Here is a 22,308-nt window from a genome sequence, read left to right on the forward strand (position 1 = left end):
CACATTAGGGAAGCGCTACAGCCGTGACTCAGGAGTTTCATCTTTCCGTAACCCCTGTGGGCAATGATGAGTATCTGGTGCGAACCGAGCGGGTTGCGCCAGGGGTGCCGCTGGCGGAGGAGCAACTCCGCTGGACCGTAGAGGAATGGCTGGCACTGGCAAGGCAGTTGATGGATGACCCGCTGCTGGGACTGCTGCGGGGGCATGGGTTCTATCGGGTGGGTGGATTTGAACTGCCGCGTCGATCTGAGTCTGAGAACGAGCTGCCCGTCAGCCTCACAGAACTGGGCGAAACGCTGTATCACTCGCTGTTTCAGGGGACGCTGCGAAATAGCTGGATGATTGCGCGGGGCATCGCCCAACATCAGGGCGAAATGCTGCGGCTGCGGCTAGGGCTGAAGGGTTCTCGTCTGCCCCGGCTGCCGTGGGAGGTGATGAACGGGGGCGATCGCGACAGTTTGGGCAACCTACGGCATCCCATCGCCACGGGAACCGATGTCGTGTTCTCGCGCTTTCAGACGGGCATTCAGATTATGGGCGGGCGATCGCTCCGCCCCCTCAGCCCGACTCAGCCCGTCCGCATCCTCATGGTGGTCGCCACGCCCACCGATCAGGAGCGGCTAGAGCTAATGCGCGAAGCCATGCATCTGCAAGAAGAACTGCGGCGACCCGTCGGGCCAGGTCTGGAGGGCTTGGGCATCCATCCCCGATTGGAACTGACGGTGCTGGAGCAGCCCGGCCGCGAAGAACTAACCCACGCCTTGGAGCAGGGGCATTTCCATATCCTGCACTACGCAGGCCACAGCAATCTAGGCGCATCCGGCGGCAACCTGTACCTGGTCAACTCGCGCACGGGACTGACGGAAACCCTCAGCGGCGACGACCTGGCCGGGCTGCTGGTGAATAACGACATTCGTCTGGTGGTGTTCAATTCCTGCCGGGGCGCACACACCGCCGTTCCCGCTGCTGGAATGCCTGCCGAAGCCCAGCCCGCCCAGGACACGCGCAACCTGGCCGAAGCGCTGGTCAGCCGGGGCATTCCCGCCGTGCTGGCGATGGCCGAAAAGATTCCCGATGACGTAGCGCTGACGCTGACCCGCCTGTTTTATCGCAACCTGCGGCGGGGCTTCCCCATCGACCTCAGCCTCAGTCGGGCGCGGCAGGGACTGATCTCGTCCTATACCTCCAACCAGCTCTATTGGGCGCTGCCGGTGCTGTATCTGCACCCCGCCTTTGATGGATACCTGGTGTCGGGCGATTCGCGAAGCGATCCCTGCGGGAATCGCCACCACATGAATCCTGCTGATCGGTTGCAGCAGTTCCCCCCCTCCTATGACTTGCCCCTATTGGCAGGGGAGGAGCCGTCTTTGGTGCTGTCGTCGTCGGGTCTGCCAGAGCCAGATTTGGAGCCAGATGAAGACTTTGAACTCATTTCGCGGGCGGTGCTACTCGATCACGACTGGGCCTCGCCAGGGCTGGAGTTCGACAATCCGTTTCATTTCGATGCGCCCGTCGCCACCGAAAACCCGTTTGATTTTGACTTTGCCAGCAGTGGCAGCCTGGTAGAGGTGCAGCCCACCAGCAGCGAACAGCTAGACGAGGCGGCAGAGTCCAGACTCGCCCAGTGGCCGATTCATCATCCGGGTGCTGGCTTATTTACCCTCGGACGGTATGACCAAGAGCCATCTGCTCCAGCAGAGGGACTGGGTACGGCGGATCAACCAGCAGCAGAGGGGCGATTCGCGAAGCGATCCCTAGGGGAATCGCCTGTGGAACTTCCCGGCGGCTACCTGGGTCGGCTGCTGGCACAGCACGCGGCTCCGGCAGACCACAGCACCGCCCCAACCTCCCTCAGTCTGTCTTCTGCCCCTGCTCCCCAGCAGAATGAAATGGCGAATGCCACCAATGCCGCAGACTTGTTGCAGCAGCTAACCCCCCCGCCCCGTTGACCTGATGAACGTGGCCACCGACGCGACCCCAGGATGCCCGCCCGGTCGATGCGCCCGTGTCTCCAGCGGCGACCTATCGGTGGCTGGCTAGCCATGCGCCTGCGACCTCCCCGGAGTCTCCAGAAGCGGCTGCCCCACCGCAGAATTCCCAGCCAGATTCCCAGCCAGATTCCCAGCCGGATTCCCAGCCAGAGTCTCAGCAGCAGACGGCTACACCCCAGGATTCTCATCAAGCGATTACGCCTGTAGACACGATTCCCACGGCCGACCGCATTCCGGCGCTGCGGGACAACCGGGCAGCCCATCCCGCTCGCAAACCTGGCCGACTGCAAAAGCAGCACATCCTGCTGCCGCTGGCGGGTGCAGGCGCAATGGCGATCGCCCTCTCCTCGTTTCATTACACGATGGGACTGCTCCGCCGCGAGCCGTCACCCGCTGATCTGCTGCCGCCGATGGACAGCGCCTATACGCCCAGCACGCCGCCGATGCCCGTTGGCACGACTGAAACCAGCCAGCTGGCGGGCGCGGCTATTTTGAACCTGAAGCGGGAAAACCTGCCCGAAGCGGAACAGGCGATCGCCCAACTGCTGGATCAAAATGCGCTGCTGGATGCCAAAGTCGCCCTCGACGCAGTGCCCTCCGAATGGCGCAATGCCAGCTATCCCGAACTGATGTTTTTGATGGGGCGACTGGGATGGCAATGGCAGCAGCAGGAGGGAAATATTTACAGCGTGGACGACGTGCAGCGGTTTTGGAAACTGGCGGCCGAAGGACGGCCCGATGCCGCCGCCTACTGGAATGCGCTGGGCTTTGCCCACTATGCCAAGGGTGAGTCGGTAGACGCGGCGCGAGTCTGGTGCCGGGCGGCGGCGCTGATGCTGGCACAGCCGATTCCCGACTCCGTAGACGCAGCAGACGACCGCGCCGCTCTCAACTGTCCGCCGCCGATTCAGTCTGTTACCAATCCCGAAGCGCTGACCGCCTATGCTGGAGTGGCGCTGGCCTTGCAGCAGGCAGCCCTCGACCCCAAATTTTCTCAGGGTGCAACCGAGCTACTGAAACAGTCTGCCGCGTACTATCAGATGGTCATGCTGAGCAATCCAGCCAGTTTCGATCAAACGGCGCTGGCAAAGAACTGGCTGTGGACTCCCGCGACGCTGCGCGACTGGGCGGCGCTGGGCAGTCGGCGACCTTAGCCGCGGTGACTCTGCACCCTGTAGACCCTGCAACCTGTGAGTTTGCCATCTACGAGTCTGCAACCTGTGAATCTGCATCTGTGAGTCTGCATCTACGAGTTTGCTATCTATGCGTCTACAATCTGTGCGTCTGCAACCTGTGGACTCTACGACTTAGGGAGACTCTGCGGCGTAGGTAGACTCTGCGGCTTAGGCATCGAGTGCGCTACCCTATCCTGCGAAAAACATTTTCCGAATCTCGCTCCCGCGACTAATATGGATAGTTATTTCGCCCTGTTGCATAATCGTCATCCTTTGGGTTCATGACTTCTGACTCCTCCCCCGTGTCTACGGTGTCGGCCCTGCCCCAGCCCCCTGCCGATGCCGCCCATCCCAATTCGCAGGTTCGCTTTAAGAGTGAAGGCGGCCGCCTGCTGCTGATGCTGCCGCCGGAAGGCGAGAGCGAATTTGCTGTAAGCTGGGGCGACCTCTGGCAGCAGCTCAAGCAGCGACTCAGTGCGGGCGATCGCTTCTGGCAGCCAAATACCTCCGTGCATCTCATCGCGCGCGATCGCCTGCTAGACGTGCGTCAACTCCAATCCATTGACGAAGCGCTGACCCAGGAGCAACTCTGCCTGAAACGGGTCTACACCAGCCGTCGGCAAACAGCGGTTGCCGCAGCAACGGTCGGTTTTTCGGTCGAGCAGCACGCGCCTGTTACCCATCTCAATGCCCCCGCCGAAGCCACTGGGCAAGCGCTGGCAGAGCCGCTCTATGTCGAAACAACGGTGCGATCGGGCATGGAAATCCGGCATCCGGGCACAGTGGTCGTGCTGGGCGATGTCAACCCTGGCGGCTCAATCGTCGCGGATGGCGATATTGTGGTGTGGGGCACGCTGCGCGGTGTAGCCCATGCGGGCGCATCGGGCAATCCCCGCTGTCTGATTATGGCGCTGCGGCTAGAGCCGACCCAGCTCCGCATCGGTGAACAGCTAGCCCGCGCCCCTGAAAAGCCGCCTGAGCAGTTCTATCCGGAGGTGGCCTACGTGGCCTCGGAAGGGATTCGCATTACTCGCTCGGCAGATTTTTCAAAGCTGCGGCTGTTAGCGCCCAATGCCTGAGAAATCTGGACTTGGGGGTTCTGCACAAGATAGTTCGCCAGAGCAGCGCAACTGCCGATTACAGCTAGACTGCATAGATTGCAATAGATTGCAATAGATTGCAACAGACAGGGTTCCGATTTTACCCGCACACGGTTTCATTCGTTCAGAGTTGACTCAAACAGCTTATAGGAGCATTAGGGGCGATTTTCATGACTCGGATTATTGTCGTCACATCGGGCAAGGGCGGTGTTGGCAAAACCACGACGACTGCGAACCTGGGCATGGCATTGGCCAAGCGGGGGCGGCGGGTCGTGGTGATTGATGCAGACTTTGGACTCCGAAATTTAGACCTGCTGCTGGGGCTAGAAAATCGCATTGTTTACACCGCGATGGAGGTGATTGCAGGCGAATGTCGGCTGGATCAAGCGCTGATTAAAGACAAGCGACAGCCCAACCTGGCGCTGCTGCCTGCGGCCCAAAACCGCACCAAAGACGCGGTGAATCCTGATCAGATGAAGCAGCTCATCGAAACGATGAAGGAGCAGTTCGACTTCATCCTGGTGGATAGTCCCGCAGGCATTGAGATGGGCTTTCAAAATGCGATCGCCGCCGCCCAGGAAGCGCTGATCGTCACCACGCCTGAAATCTCCGCCGTGCGCGATGCCGATCGGGTCGTGGGGCTGCTAGAAGCCAACGACGTGCGAAAGCAGCACCTCATCGTCAACCGCCTCCGACCCTCAATGGTGCAAGACGACCTAATGATGTCGGTCAGCGATGTCCAGGAAATTTTGGCCATTCCACTACTGGGAGTGATTCCGGATGATGAGCGCGTGATTGTGTCTACGAATAAGGGCGAACCGCTGGTGCTATCGCAAAAGCTCTCGCTGGCGGGCTTAGCGTTTGACAACATCGCCCGCCGCCTAGAAGGTGAAGTGGTGCCCTTCCTCGACTTCACGGCCAGCCATGATGACCTGCTCTCTCGCATCCGCCGCATGTTCCGCAGCCCTTCGCGATAGCCAGTGCCGCCCCTCCTAGCACGCGGGTTTCTCTCCTCACCCTCTTCCCCAGTTAGCCCTGCCCTATGCTCAGCGAACTTCTCGACCGCCTCTTCCCTCGCCAGCCCGAAGTGTCTAGCCGCGAAACGGTAAAGCAGCGTCTTCAGCTTGTGCTTGCCCATGATCGCACGGATCTGCCGCCCGCCACCATCGAGAAGATGCGCCAAGAAATCCTGGAAGTAGTGTCGCGCTACGTGGAGATTGATCAAGAGGGGACGGAGTTTATGCTGGAAAATAATCAGCGGGCGACAGCGCTGATTGCAAACTTACCGATTCGTCGAATTAAGTCGGATGTTTGATATAGATTTGATCGCTTGGATTTGAGCGCTTGATTGAATCGCCTGCCTGTTTCTGTTATTTCGACTAGCAATCGTTACCAAACGTTAGGAAATCGGCTCAAAGTTTACATAAAAGCGCCGCAGGTAAACTTTGGTTTCATTAACTTGATTTCATCTCTAGATCGTCTATCCTTAATCTTGAAGCTAATAGGTGATCTGGCTTTTAAGAGCGCTTCATCTGCTGGCTTCCCTGGCAGATTAACAGCCAAGTTCACACGTTCACTACAGAGGTAAAAGCGCTGTTTATTACAATCTGTCTCGTCCAACCCAACAGCACCCAACTCAAGAACTGAGATTTTCCCATCTGGCAACACAGGGAGTGTAATCACATCGACCGAACTTGAATGAATTGATTGAATCAATTAGTTGAACCAATTAGTTGAACCAGTCGAACAAATCGTTCAGTTTTGATGTCTGTGAGGCTCTACGAAGTGGCTGTGAAAAGGGGAAAATAAACGGTAGAGAGGCTGGGTGCTGTTGGATTTTAAAGTATTTTCCCCCAGGCTTTCTATTATTTTTCTATCATTCTAGCGATTGCTCTGGCTGTGGGTCTGCGTTTCGCCGACTGCCAAAAAGCTGGGCATACACATAGGTTAACTCGCCGCCCAAAAAGAAGACCTGGCTGGTGAGATAAATCCAAAACATTAGCACCATGACCCGGCCCACGACTCCATAGGATCGAAAGCGATCGCCCACCGACAGCACACTGTTATGCACCAGATATTGCAGCAAGAGTAGCATTCCTGCGGTGAGCAATGCCCCCAGCCAAACATCCCCCCAAGTGACATTGGTAGAGGGCAAAATCCGAAACAAAATCATAATGATCAGCGCCAGGATCAGAAACGAAAAGAGCGCCTGAAGCGCCCAGACAATCTCTACCGAATCAATCCCCAACGGCTCTAGAAAAGCGCTCGTGCCGCCCGTTTTTTCTAAAAGCTCCAGTCCAGTTTGGACTAATAAATCGGAGACCAGCGACACAAACAGTAGCGGCGCAGTGCCAATCACCAGCATCACAGAAAACGCTTTTTTACGCAGCATCACCCGCAGGATTTTCCAGGGGCTTTGGCCGGGCTCTGGCTGAAACGCAACGCCCCAGATTTTATCAAACGCGCGATCGAGGGAATAGAAAAAGTTGCTAGCGGCAACCAGCAAGAACACTAGACCCAATAGCCCAATGCTGAGGCTGTCTTGCCCTGGCACAAGGATCGAACTCTCGACGATGCGGTAGGCTTCTGAGGGCAGCGCCTCCTGCAACAGGGTTTGCAGGCTGGTGTAAAGTTCGGCATTGCGACCGAGCAGCGACCCCAATAGACTGAGCGACAGCAGCAACAGGGGAAACAGGGAAAACAGTGCGTGGTAAGAGAGCGTCGCGCCCATATCCAGGCAATTGTCTTTTTGCCATTTCAGGACAGCTAGAAATAAAAGCTGAAATGCCTGAGAAAAAGGGTTTTTCATGCGGAAACTTGCGGGTCTGGGTGGGAATGTCCCAAATTTTAGGGTTCAGCGGTCTATCACCTAACGTAAGCTTAACAAGCGACTCCATTTGTCACGCATCTGGGCGAAGAGAGCGCAACCGACATCCGAAAATATAGTACAATTGTCCTATATTGATGGAGGAGAGGTTGGGCTGCCGAAGCAAAGATACCCTCCGGTTTGACTGGGCGGCGATCGCCTGTAATCTAGACTCATCCATCCTCGCCTGCGAGAGACTCATCTATGGCTATCATTGCTCTAAAAGCCTGGTATTTGCGAGAATACGAGCCAATTCGCGAGGTGAAAAAGCGCCCTCATGACCTCCGCCTCAGCAAGAACAGCTTGCTCAAGTCGGCGCTGCGGGCCGATTTTCTCGACGACAGCGCCGAGGTGCGGGAAACGGAGTGGTTTCAGCGCTATCTGGATGGTGACACGGTAGAGTTCTACATCGAGGGCAGCGGCGGCTATGCGATCGCCAATATCGACCTGATCAGCCACGAAATGTATTTCGTCAAGCAGGATTCGCTGTCGCAGCTTGATCCGACTATTTTTCTGTGCTATCAGACGCAGTTTGATGAATCTAGCGACCTGCTGCGCGAGGAGTTGCAAACCTTTATTGAAAAGTTCAACGGGCGATCGCGCATTTCCCTTACCCTGGAAGAGTCGCACCGCCTGACGGATGGACCCGCCCGCCTCAGCAGCAGCCTCATGCGGAAGATTCGCAAATCGCTGCTGTTTATCGCCGACGGCACGCCGATTCTGCATCTAGACGGCACGCCGCCGCAACTGATTCCCGACCCCAAGGTTTGCGTTGAAATTGGCTACGCCCTCCAGAGCAAGCGCTCGGAGCAGATTTTGCTGGCGCAGATGGAGCGCTCGGACGTGCCCGGCCAGTTTCCCTTTGACCTGCCCAGCACCAGCCGCCTGCCCTTTCGCAACAAGGCCGAACTGCGAAAGCTGCTGCCCCAGGCGCTAGAGTCCCAGCTTCAGCGGTTCAACCTGACAGCTTAAGCGTAATGGCTCAGGCCTTATGGTTCAGGTGTAATGGCTCAGGCCTAATGGCTGAAACGACGGTTTAAGCGCAAGGAGCGATTATCGCTCGTAATGCACCCGCGCATTTAGCCCGAAGTCGCGGAAATAGCGATTCCAGCGCTCGGCGGCGCTGCGTCCCGAAAAGGGCCCCACCAGCACATGGGGGCCGTGGGGGCGATCGCGCTCCTGCACCCGCCCTGCCACTGGAAAGCCCTCGCTCAGCAGCCGCACCTGCTCACTCACGCGAGACAGACTGCCAGACGAGCCAGGAATCAGCACGTAGTAGCCCCGACTTCGGTCGGCAGTTCCATAGTCGTAGGCAGGGGCGGGCTGTGGCTCCAGCGCTGGATATTGCCCAAAGGGAACCTCTGCGGGCGGCGCAGGCGGCAGCGGGTCGAGCGAGGCCTGGGCGGCATCGGGATAGATCGTTTGCACCGGAGCCACGCCGCCCGACACGGCTACGACCTGTGCAGTAATCCCCTGCGCCGCTAGTGCTTGCACCTGCTGCGATGCCGTCCACTCCTCTCCAAACACACCCGCCTGAATCACCTGCTGCCCCTGATAGGACTGGAGTCCAGCGCCGGGGGCAACTTGCTGCACCTGAGACAGCAGCAGCGGACTGTTGCCATTTACAATAACCACGTACTGCTGGCCTGAAAATTGGGCCGTGCTTGTCCCGCGCCCGTCTGACCCCACGGCGGCCCCCGGTTGCGGATAGAACGTTCCAGCTCCTGCATCCGGTGGCGGCGGCAGCCCATCTACGATGCGCTGTGCTATGCGCTGGGGCTGCACTACAGAATTTGGATGCATCTGCTCGGTTGGGCCTGCGCTGGCAGACGCTGCAACGCCCACACTGCTGCCTAGGGCGATCGCCCCCAGCACCAGCCGCGCCCAGATCTGTCCCTCTGCTAAACGCCCAGAGCGCAGATCCGACCGATGCCATAGAGAAAAAAACGATGCCGTCATAAGCTTGCAGAAGTGAGGGGAACGAATGGGCGATCGCGCTACAGATAGCGGACAAAGGGCGATCGCCTCCTAGATATCGATTTTTGCCCGCAAGTGTAGCACGGGAATTCTAAGATCAATCAACTTTTTGATAATCAACTTTTTATCAGGTTTTTATCAGGGCGATCGCTCTAAAATATCGCACAGCAAAACGCCTGAGTGCAAAAGCTCCCAGGCGCGAAACAACCAGTTATCAAGCCAGTCATCAATTTAGACAGCAAGCTTGAACAGCTAAAGCAGGACAATCCGCCTAGTAAGCATCTTGCAATTCAAAGAAATCGGGCGAAATATAGTCCTTCCGCAAAGGGAAACCGACCCAATCTTCCGGCATCAAGATGCGCTTCGGGTTAGGATGCCCTTCGTAGACAATGCCATACATATCGTAGCTCTCGCGCTCCTGCCAGTCAGCCCCCTTCCAGATCCAATAGACCGAAGGCACTCGCGGGTCTTCACGCGGCACAAACACCTTCACGCGCACCTCTTCCGGGCGATCGACGTTATCGGCAATCTTGATTAGGTGATAGGTGCTCACCAAGTCTTCACCCGGCCCCGCGTCGTAGGCCGCCTGACACTGCAAACAGTTGAACCCGTAGGCATACAGCGCCGTCGCAAACGGGATCAAAAACTCGCGATCCACCTTTAACACTTCCACGCCCAGATGATCCGGCTCCAGCGCCTCATGCTCAAAGCCGTTTTCCGCCAGCCACTTAGACACCTTGCCAACTTCGACAATCGGCGCAGCTTCAGGGGTTTCTTGGGGTGCCGGAGTTGTTTCTTCAGCCACGATCTACGCCCTCCTTCTCAGCTTCCAACGCAGGCGATATCGGCATTCCAAATGCTTCAGCCAGTTCCTTCGGCGGAGCCTTGCGCGTGTCCGCCTCCAGGTACTTCCCAGTCAGAATCGGCGACACTTCCTTCATGCCGTGGGAAATGGTGTAGTAGCGGTGGGTTTGCGCCACTTCGCCCCGTTCTGCCAGCGCTTCGCTAGAAATTTTCTTCCGCAACTTGATGATGGCATCGATGATTGCTTCGGGACGCGGCGGGCAGCCAGGAATGTAGACATCCACCGGAATTAGCTTGTCTACGCCGCGCACTGCCGTTGGCGAGTCCATGCTGAACATGCCGCCCGTAATCGTGCAGGCTCCCATCGCAATCACATACTTCGGATCGGGCATCTGCTCATAAAGCCGCACTAGCGCCGGAGCCATCTTCATGGTGATAGTGCCAGCGGTAATGATCAGGTCGGCCTGGCGCGGACTGGATCGCGGCAACAGACCAAAACGGTCAAAGTCAAACCGGGAGCCAATCAGCGCCGCAAACTCGATAAAGCAGCAAGCGGTTCCATAGAGCAGCGGCCAGAGGCTCGACAGCCGTGCCCAGTTGTATAAATCATCAACTGTGGTCAGAATTACGTTTTCTGAAAGATCCTTCGTGACCTCTGGGCGGCCGATGGGGTTTTGCAGCCCTTCTAACAAGTTCTTAGGTTCTGTTGTGCCAGGATTCATGACCATTCCAGTGCTCCTTTCCGCCACGCATACACAAGACCAACAACCAGGATCGCAATGAAAATCAGCGCTTCCACAAAGGCTAGCAGCCCTAGCTGGTTAAAGGCGACCGCCCAGGGATAGAGAAACACCGTTTCCACGTCAAAAATGACGAACACCAGCGAAAACATGTAGTAGCGGATGTTGAATTGAATCCAGGCTCCGCCAATTGGCTCCATGCCTGACTCATAAGTGGTGCGCCGCTCCACGCCAGCCCGCTTGCTAGGACGCAGCACCCCAAGACAACCCTAGCGCTAAAACGGAACAATGCCACAGACGATAAGGAATCCTAGAAGGGTATTCGTAGCCGCTGAGAACAAACACGAGGGTCACCTGCCACTTGAACAGCTTAAGTGCGACACTAGGATGCAGTTTTGCATGTGCAACCTAGTGAAACGTCAGGATTCGATAAGCCGAATCTCTGATAATGTTACTCTCTTTTTTACATTGTTGTTTTGAGAGCCTGAACTGTTTGCAAGGATTCGGTTTTGTTTGACTACCCTTCAGAAATTTGAATGGTTTGATTCAGGCTCTCGATACGGCCTCTTGATAAGGCGCATTGCTCATGGCGGGTCTAGATTTGCTGATTATTGTGGTGTACGCGCTGACGCTGGTTTACGTGGCGCGGCAGGCGCTAGGCGAGATGGAAGACTGGGCGACGGTGCAGCTTGACCAAAATGGATTGAAGGAAGAACTGACCCGCGCCAATTTACAGGGCAAGGTCAATATTAATGTGGGGCTGAAGCCGCGCTACGGGTTTGAGCCGATCTCTGAGCTGGCTCTGAGCATCAGCAATGCATCACCCGTGCCGATTTATGTGGACTGGGACCGGAGTTCGCTGACTAATTTTCAGGGGCGATCGCGCCGAGTCATCCGAATTACGCCCAGCATGAATCTCGACCTCTCTCGCCCGCAAGTCTTTAGCGTCATTGCACCAGGCAAGTCCCTCAGCGAACGGATCGTGGCAGAAGACATGCTAAAGCGCACATCAGAAGGCATTTTGCAGGTGTCTGCGCCGCTGGTCGACCTAGGTGCAGCACGAGGACTGCCCGACGACGGCAAGCTAGAGTTTTCGCTGCGGCTGTTGCTGCTGCTGGTAGAGCAGGAGCGCCAGGTCGATGACGACGTAACCACCCACGCCGTTCTCTGTCGCTTCATCGTCCGCCGCATTCCCTGGAATCACGACATCCCCTGGCTCCGCCGATAAGCTAGCGTCCAGGCAAAATCATAACTAGTGCAGTGTCATGGTTTAGTTTTAGGGTGATGCCTTGGCTCGTAGTAAGCGCTTCAGCGCTAAAGCGCTTACTACCAACCTAAGTGCTGGCTGTGACTTAGCACTAGCTGTGTTTCAAGTGCATAGTGCTAGCGCTCTTGCGAGCTGAGTTTTTTGGATACCCAACTAGCTATGCCGCTGAGGATTGCGCCTGCCATGAGGATGCCGATCGCGGGGGTAAAGACGGGTTCCCAGAGGGAATACCATAGGTCAAAGCCAAGGGGGAGATTCAGGGATTTGCCGAGGAGGGCGATCGCAAACCAGGCAAAGGCAAACAGCACAAAGAATAGATTTGCCATCAGCGCCAGGTTTAACCACTCCAGAAACTTTTCTTTCATCGCTAAATGCGTTTACAAATGCGTTTACAGCCAATTTTTTGCCCATCCTAGCAGGTTTGCGGCCGCCGCTATTCGCAGCAAACGATTAAGATATCTACAGCTTTTCCCGACGTTGTGCCACCGTTTTCCCGGCGTTGTGCCAACGTTGCTAAGACGGTTTCTCTAGCGGCCCAGGAGGATTCTGTGGATTTTCGGCAAATCGTTGGCTTTCGGCAAGTGCGGCAAGACGTGACCGACCTGCACAAATCCCTTGCGCCATTGCTCAAGCACGACTCCCGCCTCGCAGAAGTTGCCCTGACAGATTTTGCCAAAGTGGTGCAGATTTGCAGCCGCAGCAACAAGGAAATTGGGTCAGCAGAACTGCTGGCCTACCTGATGATGGACGCGCTAATCCGCGACGACAAAGACACCCTCAGCATTGCCAATAGCAAGTGGGAGTTTTCCAGCGACGATCGCCTCAAGTATCAAAAAATTACGCTGCAAACCATCCTGGATCGGGTCAAAGCCTCTTCTCAACCCGATCAGCTCAGCTTGCCCTCGCTGGTAAAAAAACTGGATGAGGAAAAGGGGACGGATTTCCTCGGCGAAGCAGTGAATGTGATTTATAAGTTCGCGCAGGTGGTGGCTAAGGCAGACGACGTGATTTCCATGCAGGAAATGGAAGCGCTGTCGAAAATTTGGCAAGGGCTGCATAGCATTGCTCCTTTAGAAAGCTACGAAAAGGGTCTAGCCAGTGCCCTGCCAAGGCCCCTGTCTCAGACCACAGGCGGCCCTGACCAACCGCCCGCTGACTCCAGCACCCCAGATGCAGCGGCAGTGCCAGAAAAAACACCAGAGGAACTTGACGAGATCTTGCAGAAGGCGCTGGCAGAGTTGGATGAACTCGTCGGCATGGACAATATCAAAGAAGAGGTGAAAACCCTGACCAATTTCCTAAAGGTGCAGAAAATCCGGCAGGAGCGCGGGCTGGCGCAAACCCAGGTGTCGCTGCACTCTGTGTTTTGCGGACCACCGGGAACCGGGAAAACAACTGTTGCCCGCATCATGAGCCGGATTTTTCAGGGGTTAGGCTTTTTGAAAAAGGGGCATCTGATCGAAACCGATCGCGCGGGGCTGGTGGCGGGCTATGTGGGGCAAACGGCGAAAAGGGTGGATGAAGTGGTGACCTCAGCGCTGGATGGGGTGCTGTTTATCGACGAGGCCTATGCGCTGGTGCCCCCAGAAACGGGCAAGGACTTTGGGCAGGAGGCGATCGACACGCTGCTGAAGCGAATGGAAGACTATCGCGATCGCCTCGTGGTGATTGTTGCGGGCTACACCGATGAGATGTCGGTGTTTATCGAATCAAACCCAGGGCTGAAGTCGCGCTTCAATCGCTATTTCTATTTCGATCATTTCAAGCCGGAAGAACTGCTGGCAATTTTTGAAAATATGGGTAAAAAGAACCATTTCACCCTTACGCCGGAGGCCCGCGATACGCTGTTGAAACGCTTCGAGGCGCTGTATGTGAAGCGCGATCGCACGTTTGGCAATGGGCGCACCGTCCGCAACCTGTTTGAAAAAACCATCGAAAAGCAGGCCAACCGCCTCGCAGTTCTCTCCAACCTCACCGACGAAGTGCTGACCACGCTGCTGCCCGAAGACATTCCTACCGAACAAGCCAGCATCCACGCGGACAAGGTGGATTGGCAAGAACTAGCATCTCGCGAGAGCGGTGAGAATCAAGGTTGAGGCACACAACCTCTAACCTTTAACTAACCTTTAACCCTTCTCTAGCTCCGCTTTCATGCGTTCTAGCGTCGCGTGCATCTGGTCAAACATTTGCTGGGGCGTGATGCCAAATTGACCGAGGTGGGTTTTGAGCTGCTCGACGGTCATTTGTGCGGTGAAATCTTCCGACAGTTCAAAGCGCTTCATAAAAATGCGATAGCGCTCCATCATCGATTCCATCTGCTCAATGTAAATCTTTTTTCCTTCGCGGTCAAACTTGCCATAGCTCGACCCCAGTTGCATCAGCGATTGGTAGTCTTCAAATAGCTGACGTGCTTCTTGTTGAACGATTTCAGAATCGAAAAATCCCATTTTCAGCCCCACCTTCCGAAAACTGAACCAAAATGCTGAACGATATCGACTTCAATGTTCAATGCAGGTTGCTGAGTACAAAAATCGGGTGCAGAAACTTAGCGCCAAGTGGCGACATCTCAGGCTGCACCGTAAACAGCCGATTTACCTTACATCTTACGGCAGAAGCCAGGGACGGCTGAAGTGCGGAAAACGCTACTTTAGAGACGCAGACTGCTGCGAGTTTGGCGGCGTTTCTCGTGGGTGTTTTGCGGATTCCCATCAGTTTCGTCGTTGCCGATCGCACGCTTTTGAATGGCAGGATTTCGCGATGCCCGACTCCAGGTTTGAAGGAGAGGAAGACTCAATGGCAGGAAAAAAACAAGATTCTGCTGAGTTGAGCAACCCGATACCGATTGAGTCAGCGGCAGTACAGAGGCCAGGGGCAGACGGGGAAAGGCTAGAACCTGTGCTGGATGCGCCGCCCTTGATAGATTTGCGGCAATATGACCCACGGGGTTTTGTGCGGGGGCGGCCCGGCTGGGTGGTGATGCTGTGGTGGTTGGTGCAGGCGATCGCCTTTCCGCTGACGCTGCATAGCCACCATGCGCCGCGCCGCGCCCTGCTGCGATTGTTTGGGGCAAAGATTGGGCAACAGGTCACCATCCGCCCCACTGCACGATTTACCTATCCCTGGAAAGTAGAAATTGGCGACTATAGCTGGATTGGGGATGACGTGGTGTTCTATAGCCTTGCCCCCATTCGGGTGGGAACGCACTGTGTCATTTCCCAAAAGACGTACCTATGTACCGGCAGCCATGACGTGACCGATCCAGCCTTTGGACTGGTTACTGGGGCGATCGCCATCGGCAATGGAGCTTGGGTCGCCGCGGACTGTTTTATCGCGCCAGGGGTCAACATTGGGGCGAATACCGTCATCGGGGCCCGCAGCGCTGTGTTTCACTCCATGCCCGCGCAGACCGTATGCTGGGGGTCGCCGTGCCAGGTGAGGGGCGATCGCCAAATTTTGCCCAAGCCCGAATTACACTAAGCCAAGTGTCCGAAAATTCCCTGGTCTCCCGCGTCCCAAAAAACACGTCCTCTGTCCCCTGTTCCCCTTGCGCCCAACCGTCACCTGAGGAGACACTTAAAGGCTGAGCTTTCATGCAGTCGTTCCCTGATCTCCGCTCCGGTTCATTGCCTACCACTTATCCATACAGGGAGAACAGCCTTGGAAAACACACCCGCAATTCTTGCTCTGGGCCTGTTTTGCACGGTTATTTTTTTGGTCATGACGGAGTGGATACACTTCACCATCGCCGCTTTTCTGGGGGCGCTGCTGCTGGTGTTTACCAACGTCATGACGCTCAACGAAGCGATTGGCTACATTGGCGCAGGCTATTCCACGATCGCCCTATTTTTTGGCGTGATGGTGCTGGTGCGCTCGTTTGAGCCAACCAAGATTTTCGACTATCTGGCCACTCAGATGGTCATTCTGGCCAAGGGCAAGGGCAGCCGACTGCTGCTGGCGATCGCAGGCATTACCTCCCTGGTCTGCGCCTTTTTGCCCAACGCAACGACGGTGATGCTGCTGGCTCCGCTGTTGCCCCCTTTGGCGGCCGACGTGGGCGTAGACTTTGTGCCGCTGCTGATTTTGATGGTGCTGGTATCTAATAGTGCAGGATTGCTGACGCTGGTGGGCGATCCGGCAACGTTTATTGTGGGCGATGCCATTAATATCAGCTTCGTCGAGTATCTCAGCCGATTGAGCCTGGGAGGGGCGATCGCCCTGCTCACCATTCTGGTCATGATGCCCGTCCTGTTTCGGCGAATCTGGCGCACCGAATTAACCAACCTCGACCAACTCCCCCACCCAGAAATCAATCATCCCCGTGTCCTGGCTGTCGGCACAATCATCGTTGCGCTGGTGCTGGTGTTTTTTGTCATCGGCGAGTCGCTGCCGGTTCCCGTTTCTCCGGCAGGCGTAGCCCTGATGGGAGCAGCGCTGGCCCTCCTGCTGGCCCACCACAGCAAGATTGATACGCTCAACAACATCCTGCGGGATGTGGACTGGAGTACGCTGATTTTCTTCATGTCAATCTTTGTGCTGATCGGCGGCTTGCAAAAGACCGGTGTCATCGGCGGCATTTCTGGCATCTTGGCAGCAGTTTTGGGACAAAACATTTTCCTGGGTTCCATCCTGCTGCTGTTTTTGGTGGGGCTATTGTCCAGCGTCGTGCCCAACATTCCGCTGGTGGTGGCAATGGTGCCCCTGCTGAAGCAATATCTGGTCAATGTGGGCATGGCAGGCCAAGAAGTGCTGGAACCGAGCTATGCGGGGCAATTTTCGCCAGAGGTACTGCCCCTGTTTTATGCCATGATGTTTGGCGCAACGCTGGGCGGCAACGGCACGCTGGCCGGCGCGTCGGCCAATATCGTCGCCGCTGGCATTTCCGAGCAGCACGGCCGCCGCATCTCCTTCAAGCGGTTTTTTCACTACGGCTTTCCGGTGATGGTGGCGCAACTAATTACCAGCGCTCTGTTTGTCACCGTGCGCTTTTTGCTCTGAGGTTTCTGCGACTCGCTCAGCCCGACAGGTCAACGCCGTCATCATAAAGCGATTCGAGCTTCATCAAAATCTTGGGCTTCAGATCTTCCAGCGCCAGCTTGAGCTGGGTTTTCGTGGTATTGAACTGGTTAAGTCCGGGGGTCATCTGGCCCATCGTCAGCCATTGCTTGAGCCGTTCACATTGAGCCAGTGCAATAGTCGAGGTCATTACGTTGGCACAGCGCTGCGGCTCCTCCTTGGCAAAAAACAGCAGACGATATTGCCCCGACTCGCTGAGCAGTCGCACCATCTGCTTTCCCTGTGGCGTTTTCAAGTCCAGATAGCAAGATAGCCAGCGTGCGCCTGCTTTGCGCGTGTATAGCACCGTCAGCCAGAGGAGCGACGGATGCGGCGCAGGAGCAAAGAGAAACTGATTGTAGCGGGTGCAGGCTTGGCGAGAAAAGATTTCCTGTTCTGAGAGCATCACCCAAATGCTAGGCAGCATTCCCTGGTCAGTCCGAATGGGATTGGGAAACGAGATGTCGCCGATGGGCTTGTTGGCGGGCCAAGAATAGGCTCGGCTAATCGTATCAGGAGACAGCGGCGGTTTGGTCTTAGTAACGGGCACTTTGTTGAGCGTGTCTCCGATGACCGTTGCCACGTTGAGTCCCGGAATATAGCGCTCCTCAAATGGCTTGAGCTGCTTAATCACCTCGTTGGCGCTTTGGGGGCGATCGCCCGGCGACTTGGCCAGACAGCTCATGATCAGCGTTTCCAGCGCCTTGGGCACCCGCAGGCTAGAATTAGCCTCGGTCAAGGAGCGCGGCGGCTGATGATGATGGGCGCGATACCAGCCGCCAAAACTGTGGGTATCCGCATTCAGCGGCATCTTGCCCGTCAGCATTTGAAACATCATCACGCCCAGGCTGTAGATATCAGAGCGAGCGTCTAGCTCGTGCCCCTCCATCTGTTCTGGCGAGGAATAGGCCAGCGTGCCCATGAAACAGTTGGTCTGGTTGCTGTCAGCCTGGAGCGTCTTAGCAATCCCAAAGTCCAAGATTTTCGCCACCTCGCCCATACTCGGGTCGCGAGTAATCAGAATATTGCTGGGTTTGATGTCGCGATGCACAATCGGGCAAATTTCGCCGTCAATGGGAATGCCCTCATGGGCACACTGCAAGCCCAGACAGATTTGGCGCGTCAGGTTCAAAAAGCTGGGCAGTGGCAGCGGCTGGCGCATGATGATTTCGCTCAGGCTATCCCCTTGGAGCAAAAGTGTTGAATCTTAAGATTTTCTTTTCTAAAAATAGACACACTAATCCTGTGGCAAGCTGGTTTTGTCAACAAAACACTAATTTTTGGAGCCAGTGGGCATAACTGATATTTTCACACATAAAAGCCTGTAAATATCGTAGCTTATCTAATACTTTGTTGCCAAATTCTTTCGGAATTGTCACCAATTGCAAAATCACATAAGCTACCAAACACGCATAAATCTGCATCTCAATCCCGTTCACATTCTTAGTAATTAGTCGATCTAGTTTCAGATGCATCTTCAGAAATTTCCAAAATAACTCTATCTGCCAACGCAAACGATAAAATTCGCTAATTTCCTCATTGGAAATGGTATTTTCTCCCCCTATCGGTAGATTCGTTGACAAGCGATATTCTGTTTGTGATTCTAAATCACAAAAGGCGACAACCCGTGCTTCAACTTGCTCCTTACCCGTGCCAATCAAGAAGTTGCCATTTTCTAGCATCTTGAGACTAATATTATTCTTGATTCTGACGATAAAGTAGCGATTCTCTTGATTCAGTAAATAGCGAATTCGAGCTAGGCTAAAAAAGCCCCGATCCATGACCCCGACACTATTATCAGGCACAGCATCGATCGTTTCCTTCCCATGTTTACTGTCATGACCTTGACCAAAGTGGATGAAAACACCCCCCGGCTCATGTGTCATTAAATCTAAACCACTAAACAGCTTTACTTGGTGAATACCCTGCGCCCGAGCAACTTGCTCGTCAAACTAACAATGGTTGAATCCAGCGGAAATAAAGTCAGCTTTGCAGCATCAATCTTATGCCTTTTGTGGAGTTCCTGCTTCAATACCCAAAAAAGATCATAAAGTATCTGGGGATCACGGTTCTTGCTGGCTTTAGAAAAAGTAGAAATCTTGACCTTGATGCCACGAATATTTAAGCGCTTGAAGACGCTCCTCATACTGCTTTGACTCTGATCGAGAACCAAGGAGAGCCAAATAGAAACAAATAGAAAGCTGTTGAGAACCGGATAGTCATCCGTGGCGAGGTGGCCCAGATGCTTTTTGACGATCTCAGGAAAGTTTGATATCATGATACTAACATTATTTTCTTTTTTATAGCCTCTAGTTTACACGATTAGGGGCTATTTTTTTAAACATATTTGCTATCATTCAACACTTCTGCCCTTGGAGGTACTCCATCACGTAGTAGGGAATTTCGTCTTCGTCTACGCCGTAGTCGGTGACCTTGACGATGTGCATACTCCGCTGTCCCAGCAGGGCGCAGGTGGTGGCTTCGCGCATGAAGCGATCGCGCATTTTCTGGTTCAGCAAGGTTTGCGACAAAAACTTGACTGCCACAGGCACCCCGCCCAGCAAATTGTTTTCCGCTTTATAGACTTTTCCCATCGCCCCCTGACCGAGCAAGCCTACAAGCTGATAGCGATTTTGAAGTATGCGACCAATATTCGGGTCTGACGGCATCCGACTCAAGGCTCCGATGAATTCGACCTGGCAAGGAGTAAGGGAGTAATCAGGAGAGGGGCGATCGCCCTGACCATACTTGCGGTTTTCAAACCGCTGGCTACTAAGGTCATTCGCAAGAGGGACTGGCTTCACAACGCTACAGTCAACCGCAGCTTGCTGACCCAAAAGGCTAGAGCGCCTGCCCAGCAAAGTAATGAACCCCGATCCAGATCCGCAAGACTTTTCCGCAAGACTTTGCAGAAACCCAGGACAACATAGGGCAGCGGCTGCACCAGAGAGCGCTGCCGAATCCTGCAAGAGAAACAACCGTATAGCGACGACCTGAATGCACGATGAACAAAGGACAGACGCTGTAGTCTGCGAAATTCACCAGATGTGGCGATAACTGTCATTCTAGCCAGTCGGTCGCGCTTCGGCGACCCCGCCACCAAGATTTTGAGCGGCCGATCACCAACAGCAGCTTGCCCATAACCGGCACTCAAAATTGGGAAAACTATCGCTAAAATTCCCACAAATCTTGAGAGTGCAACAGTTGATGCAGGCGTTCAAGGGTTAGCGTAAGGCTTTTGTTTCTTTATCAAAGAATATGCTAAAGCTTGAGCCAACGGTTCAGCAATGAATGCACGGAGCGCTTGAGGCGGTGGCGACGTTGCCACCTGCGAAAGGCCTCTTCGTAGCGATCGCCCGTCAGTCCATAGGTATTCCAGCCGTCCAGCGCCAAAAACATGCCCCAAAACAGCGCAATGTAGGGCACGCCCATAACGCTTGCGCCGCCACTCGCCAGCAGCGCACAGCCCGCCAAAAATCCGTTGACAATCAAATAGCGCGTGACTCGCCGCTGAAACCGCCCCTTCCGCGCTTGGTCAAACGCCTGCCGCTCCTGCATCTCACCGCTCTGCGCCCGCCACTCAATTTCGGCTGCGTGGAGTTCGCCGGGAGAAATCCCCAGTTCCTCTGCAATTTCCAGCAGTTGGGCACGAGTCAGATGCTCCACTGTGCCAGAAGATCGCGCCTGGCGGGCGATCGCCACCTGAAGGATATGCTGCACTTCGTCCTGGCTATAAAACTCCATCCTGCTGCCCTCGCCAAATCTCTCATCCGTCGCGCTCGCGTCAACCATGACCTGGGGCGAATCAAACGGCGAGCCTAGAGGAGATGCTGTACGCGGTTTCATGGAGCCATAACCTGGAGAGGAGTTGCCTTCTCTGTTATACGCAAAATACGTGCAGAATTGCAGCGGGGCATCCGACAGCGACAGGTGTGAATTTCCGTGCCACTTGGCGTTTAGATTGGAGTAGGACTTACGCACTTGCAATTAAGTTTTTTGGGCTTTGGACGATTTCTCGTGGGTGCAGCACACGAGAAATCGTCCAACTGCGTAACTCCTATTTGCGTAACTCCTATTTGCGTAACTCCTATTTGCGTAACTCCTATTTGCGTAACTCCTATTTGCGTAACTCCTATTTAAGTTCAGGCGTTCTACCAAATGACAAGTTTTTCTTTGTTAAGGTATTTCAAAAAGTTATTAAATTATTACTATGATTTTAATAGGAGACACTGAAGTTAAGCTAAGGCCGCAAGCCCGTATAATATGGCTAACCGATGCTAAGCGTAGCAAGCGCTACTGGTCTGGTTTCGCCTGCCGACCCTGCTCTTAGCGATGTGCCCTGAGCAAGTCGTGTCAACACATTCAGCTTTGACACTTGGCCTGGAAGTCTTTGCTCAAGAGTTTGCACTTCGAGAAACGGCATGGGGAGTTCGGTTTTTATGGACTTACTGGAAGCAGGTTCGCTTCTAGGGAACTGACGTTTTAGGGAACCATTGTGTTGGTGGACGGACTCTAGCAAAGGGCTTTTAAGGCGTTTAGCGATATCTGAAAGATTTTGAGAAACATTTAACCATCGTCGTTTTATAAGGAGTGCCTATCAGATGGAAGGTGCTGAGGTCGGTCAAAGCAATGGGCGCGGTGTGGCAAGTGCCCCAAAGGAGGAATCTGTGAGTGACGTGGCAAATACTGTGAAACCCGAAGAAACAACCCCTGCTGAGAATACGAGCGATGTAACGGCGCTTTCGGTGCAGCCGCGAAAGAAGGCAGGTGAACTGTCGGGATATGTGGGCGATCGCCCCGTGGGCCCTGCTCAGATAGAAGTCTATGAGAACTTCTCGGTGGCCGGTCTGCGCCCTATTGCCGCAGGCAAGCTAGAAATCTATGGCACGATTTTGAACAACCGCCCTATTGAAGCCAGCAGCCTGCAAGTTCTGGACGACGTGCTGCCGGGACAGCGGCCAGTATTTGCAACTGATCTACTGGTGCGCGACGATCTGACTTTGCCTGGTGGTCGCCCCATCGTCGCCAGTGATCCGCGCCTGCTCGAAGCCTCGCTGCTGCCCGGCGGTCGCCCCATTGCCTCCAACGATGTTGCTAACGAAACGGGCGACGTGCTGATGGGCTTCATCGACTAGCCCTAAGCCGCCAATAGCTCCAGGGGATAGAAACCTGGTTTTAGTGAATACTAGACGGCGTGTAGACAAGTGCTGCACGCTGTTTTACTTTGCGATGTGAGTGCATCCCACTTTTGTAGCCCTCACCCTAAACCGCTCTCCCAGAGCGGAAGAGGGATTTTGAACCCGGCTCTCTTCTTCCGTTTTGGGAGAAGCTGGAAT

21 protein-coding genes and 2 pseudogenes are annotated in these 22,308 nt (G+C 54.9%); 12 read left to right on the top strand and 11 right to left on the bottom strand.

The features are described from left to right. Positions 1-23 precede the first annotated feature (23 nt). From O77CONTIG1_RS27160 to minE, 5 genes are all read left to right on the top strand, one after another. Positions 24-1,949: a CHAT domain-containing protein gene (locus O77CONTIG1_RS27160; protein ID WP_084782809.1), complete on the top strand. Its 1,926-nt coding sequence runs from the start codon at positions 24-26 to the stop codon at positions 1,947-1,949. A gap of 56 nt (positions 1,950-2,005) precedes the next feature. Further along, positions 2,006-3,145 carry a hypothetical protein gene (locus O77CONTIG1_RS17840; protein WP_068513300.1) on the top strand — a complete coding sequence of 380 codons (1,140 nt, stop codon included), beginning with the start codon at positions 2,006-2,008 and terminating at the stop codon, positions 3,143-3,145. Between the two features lie 302 nt (positions 3,146-3,447). Further along, complete coding sequence (gene minC / locus O77CONTIG1_RS17845) at positions 3,448-4,245, top strand: septum site-determining protein MinC (protein WP_068513302.1); 798 nt, start codon at positions 3,448-3,450, stop codon at positions 4,243-4,245. Positions 4,246-4,436: 191 nt separating this feature from the next. Continuing rightward, a complete protein-coding gene (minD, locus tag O77CONTIG1_RS17850; protein ID WP_068513305.1) occupies positions 4,437-5,243 on the top strand; it encodes a septum site-determining protein MinD in 807 nt (268 codons plus the stop codon). Between the two features lie 65 nt (positions 5,244-5,308). After that, positions 5,309-5,581 (top strand): cell division topological specificity factor MinE, encoded by a 273-nt coding sequence (gene minE, locus O77CONTIG1_RS17855; RefSeq protein ID WP_068513308.1) that lies wholly within the window; start codon positions 5,309-5,311, stop codon positions 5,579-5,581. Between the two features lie 561 nt (positions 5,582-6,142). Here minE and O77CONTIG1_RS17860 read toward each other — a convergent pair. Further along, positions 6,143-7,075: a YihY/virulence factor BrkB family protein gene (locus O77CONTIG1_RS17860; protein WP_068513310.1), complete on the bottom strand. Its 933-nt coding sequence runs from the start codon at positions 7,073-7,075 to the stop codon at positions 6,143-6,145. A gap of 261 nt (positions 7,076-7,336) precedes the next feature. On the opposite strand from O77CONTIG1_RS17860, the gene O77CONTIG1_RS17865 reads away from it, so the two are divergent. Then, positions 7,337-8,104 carry a hypothetical protein gene (locus O77CONTIG1_RS17865; protein WP_068513313.1) on the top strand — a complete coding sequence of 256 codons (768 nt, stop codon included), beginning with the start codon at positions 7,337-7,339 and terminating at the stop codon, positions 8,102-8,104. Positions 8,105-8,185: 81 nt separating this feature from the next. Here O77CONTIG1_RS17865 and O77CONTIG1_RS17870 read toward each other — a convergent pair whose 3' ends face one another. The 4 genes and pseudogenes from O77CONTIG1_RS17870 to ndhC form a co-directional block, all read right to left on the bottom strand. Continuing rightward, complete coding sequence (locus O77CONTIG1_RS17870) at positions 8,186-9,091, bottom strand: SPOR domain-containing protein (protein ID WP_068513315.1); 906 nt, start codon at positions 9,089-9,091, stop codon at positions 8,186-8,188. 289 nt (positions 9,092-9,380) lie between these two features. Continuing rightward, on the bottom strand, positions 9,381-9,914 hold the full coding sequence (locus tag O77CONTIG1_RS17875; RefSeq protein WP_068513318.1) for an NAD(P)H-quinone oxidoreductase subunit J: 534 nt from the start codon (positions 9,912-9,914) through the stop codon (positions 9,381-9,383). Continuing rightward, the gene (locus O77CONTIG1_RS17880; RefSeq protein WP_068513321.1) at positions 9,907-10,641 is read right to left on the bottom strand and encodes an NADH dehydrogenase subunit K; all 735 of its coding nucleotides are present in this window, start codon (positions 10,639-10,641) and stop codon (positions 9,907-9,909) included. Before O77CONTIG1_RS17880 ends, O77CONTIG1_RS17875 begins: the two co-directional genes overlap by 8 nt. Then, positions 10,632-10,998: pseudogene (gene ndhC / locus O77CONTIG1_RS17885) on the bottom strand (photosynthetic/respiratory NAD(P)H-quinone oxidoreductase subunit C). Before ndhC ends, O77CONTIG1_RS17880 begins: the two are co-directional and overlap by 10 nt. A 241-nt stretch (positions 10,999-11,239) precedes the next feature. Between ndhC and O77CONTIG1_RS17890 the strand changes: the two are divergent. Then, on the top strand, positions 11,240-11,881 hold the full coding sequence (locus O77CONTIG1_RS17890; protein ID WP_068513328.1) for a hypothetical protein: 642 nt from the start codon (positions 11,240-11,242) through the stop codon (positions 11,879-11,881). Between the two features lie 155 nt (positions 11,882-12,036). Here O77CONTIG1_RS17890 and O77CONTIG1_RS17895 read toward each other — a convergent pair whose 3' ends face one another. After that, on the bottom strand, positions 12,037-12,285 hold the full coding sequence (locus O77CONTIG1_RS17895) for a hypothetical protein (protein WP_068513331.1): 249 nt from the start codon (positions 12,283-12,285) through the stop codon (positions 12,037-12,039). A gap of 114 nt (positions 12,286-12,399) precedes the next feature. Between O77CONTIG1_RS17895 and O77CONTIG1_RS28125 the strand changes: the two genes are divergently transcribed. Further along, positions 12,400-14,016, top strand: coding sequence for an AAA family ATPase (locus tag O77CONTIG1_RS28125; RefSeq protein ID WP_197673225.1), 1,617 nt, complete (start codon positions 12,400-12,402; stop codon positions 14,014-14,016). Between the two features lie 30 nt (positions 14,017-14,046). On the opposite strand, the gene O77CONTIG1_RS17905 is transcribed toward O77CONTIG1_RS28125, so the two are convergent. Further along, a complete protein-coding gene (locus tag O77CONTIG1_RS17905; protein ID WP_068513336.1) occupies positions 14,047-14,367 on the bottom strand; it encodes a DUF1825 family protein in 321 nt (106 codons plus the stop codon). A gap of 346 nt (positions 14,368-14,713) precedes the next feature. Between O77CONTIG1_RS17905 and hpsU the strand changes: the two genes are divergently transcribed. Continuing rightward, entirely contained in the window at positions 14,714-15,397 is a 684-nt protein-coding gene (gene hpsU, locus O77CONTIG1_RS17910; protein ID WP_084782810.1) for a hormogonium polysaccharide biosynthesis acetyltransferase HpsU, read from the top strand. Positions 15,398-15,577: 180 nt separating this feature from the next. Further along, on the top strand, positions 15,578-16,915 hold the full coding sequence (locus O77CONTIG1_RS17915) for an SLC13 family permease (protein ID WP_068513339.1): 1,338 nt from the start codon (positions 15,578-15,580) through the stop codon (positions 16,913-16,915). A 16-nt stretch (positions 16,916-16,931) separates the two neighbouring features. Here the strand turns inward: O77CONTIG1_RS17915 and O77CONTIG1_RS17920 are convergent, their stop codons facing one another. The 4 genes and pseudogenes from O77CONTIG1_RS17920 to O77CONTIG1_RS17935 form a co-directional block, all read right to left on the bottom strand. Further along, positions 16,932-18,167, bottom strand: a complete 1,236-nt coding sequence (locus O77CONTIG1_RS17920; protein WP_068513342.1) for a protein kinase domain-containing protein — start codon at positions 18,165-18,167, stop codon at positions 16,932-16,934. A 67-nt stretch (positions 18,168-18,234) separates the two neighbouring features. Continuing rightward, positions 18,235-19,250 (bottom strand): annotated as a pseudogene (locus O77CONTIG1_RS17925) (IS4 family transposase). A gap of 79 nt (positions 19,251-19,329) precedes the next feature. Then, positions 19,330-19,776: a protein kinase domain-containing protein gene (locus O77CONTIG1_RS17930; protein WP_317134136.1), complete on the bottom strand. Its 447-nt coding sequence runs from the start codon at positions 19,774-19,776 to the stop codon at positions 19,330-19,332. Between the two features lie 457 nt (positions 19,777-20,233). Beyond that, positions 20,234-20,764 carry a 2TM domain-containing protein gene (locus O77CONTIG1_RS17935; protein WP_084782811.1) on the bottom strand — a complete coding sequence of 177 codons (531 nt, stop codon included), beginning with the start codon at positions 20,762-20,764 and terminating at the stop codon, positions 20,234-20,236. 35 nt (positions 20,765-20,799) lie between these two features. On the opposite strand from O77CONTIG1_RS17935, the gene O77CONTIG1_RS28450 reads away from it, so the two are divergent. Together O77CONTIG1_RS28450 and O77CONTIG1_RS17940 are read left to right on the top strand one after the other, a co-directional pair. Then, on the top strand, positions 20,800-21,186 hold the full coding sequence (locus O77CONTIG1_RS28450) for a pentapeptide repeat-containing protein (protein WP_084782812.1): 387 nt from the start codon (positions 20,800-20,802) through the stop codon (positions 21,184-21,186). Between the two features lie 453 nt (positions 21,187-21,639). Beyond that, entirely contained in the window at positions 21,640-22,107 is a 468-nt protein-coding gene (locus O77CONTIG1_RS17940) for a hypothetical protein (protein WP_156435439.1), read from the top strand. Positions 22,108-22,308 lie beyond the last annotated feature (201 nt).

The organism is Leptolyngbya sp. O-77 (assembly GCF_001548395.1).
GTDB lineage: Bacteria > Cyanobacteriota > Cyanobacteriia > Elainellales > Elainellaceae > Thermoleptolyngbya.

What these genes read in the sequence shown, in the direction of transcription:
- minC (WP_068513302.1), top strand. Translation starts at nt 3,448, where the DNA reads ATGACTTCTGACTCCTCCCCCGTGTCTACGGTGTCGGCCCTGCCCCAG.
- minD (WP_068513305.1), top strand. Translation starts at nt 4,437, where the DNA reads ATGACTCGGATTATTGTCGTCACATCGGGCAAGGGCGGTGTTGGCAAA.
- minE (WP_068513308.1), top strand. Translation starts at nt 5,309, where the DNA reads ATGCTCAGCGAACTTCTCGACCGCCTCTTCCCTCGCCAGCCCGAAGTG.
- O77CONTIG1_RS17860 (WP_068513310.1), bottom strand. Translation starts at nt 7,075, where the DNA reads ATGAAAAACCCTTTTTCTCAGGCATTTCAGCTTTTATTTCTAGCTGTC.
- O77CONTIG1_RS17865 (WP_068513313.1), top strand. Translation starts at nt 7,337, where the DNA reads ATGGCTATCATTGCTCTAAAAGCCTGGTATTTGCGAGAATACGAGCCA.
- O77CONTIG1_RS17870 (WP_068513315.1), bottom strand. Translation starts at nt 9,091, where the DNA reads ATGACGGCATCGTTTTTTTCTCTATGGCATCGGTCGGATCTGCGCTCT.
- O77CONTIG1_RS17880 (WP_068513321.1), bottom strand. Translation starts at nt 10,641, where the DNA reads ATGGTCATGAATCCTGGCACAACAGAACCTAAGAACTTGTTAGAAGGG.
- O77CONTIG1_RS17890 (WP_068513328.1), top strand. Translation starts at nt 11,240, where the DNA reads ATGGCGGGTCTAGATTTGCTGATTATTGTGGTGTACGCGCTGACGCTG.
- O77CONTIG1_RS17895 (WP_068513331.1), bottom strand. Translation starts at nt 12,285, where the DNA reads ATGAAAGAAAAGTTTCTGGAGTGGTTAAACCTGGCGCTGATGGCAAAT.
- O77CONTIG1_RS17905 (WP_068513336.1), bottom strand. Translation starts at nt 14,367, where the DNA reads ATGGGATTTTTCGATTCTGAAATCGTTCAACAAGAAGCACGTCAGCTA.
- hpsU (WP_084782810.1), top strand. Translation starts at nt 14,714, where the DNA reads ATGGCAGGAAAAAAACAAGATTCTGCTGAGTTGAGCAACCCGATACCG.
- O77CONTIG1_RS17935 (WP_084782811.1), bottom strand. Translation starts at nt 20,764, where the DNA reads ATGGTTGACGCGAGCGCGACGGATGAGAGATTTGGCGAGGGCAGCAGG.
- O77CONTIG1_RS28450 (WP_084782812.1), top strand. Translation starts at nt 20,800, where the DNA reads ATGCTGTACGCGGTTTCATGGAGCCATAACCTGGAGAGGAGTTGCCTT.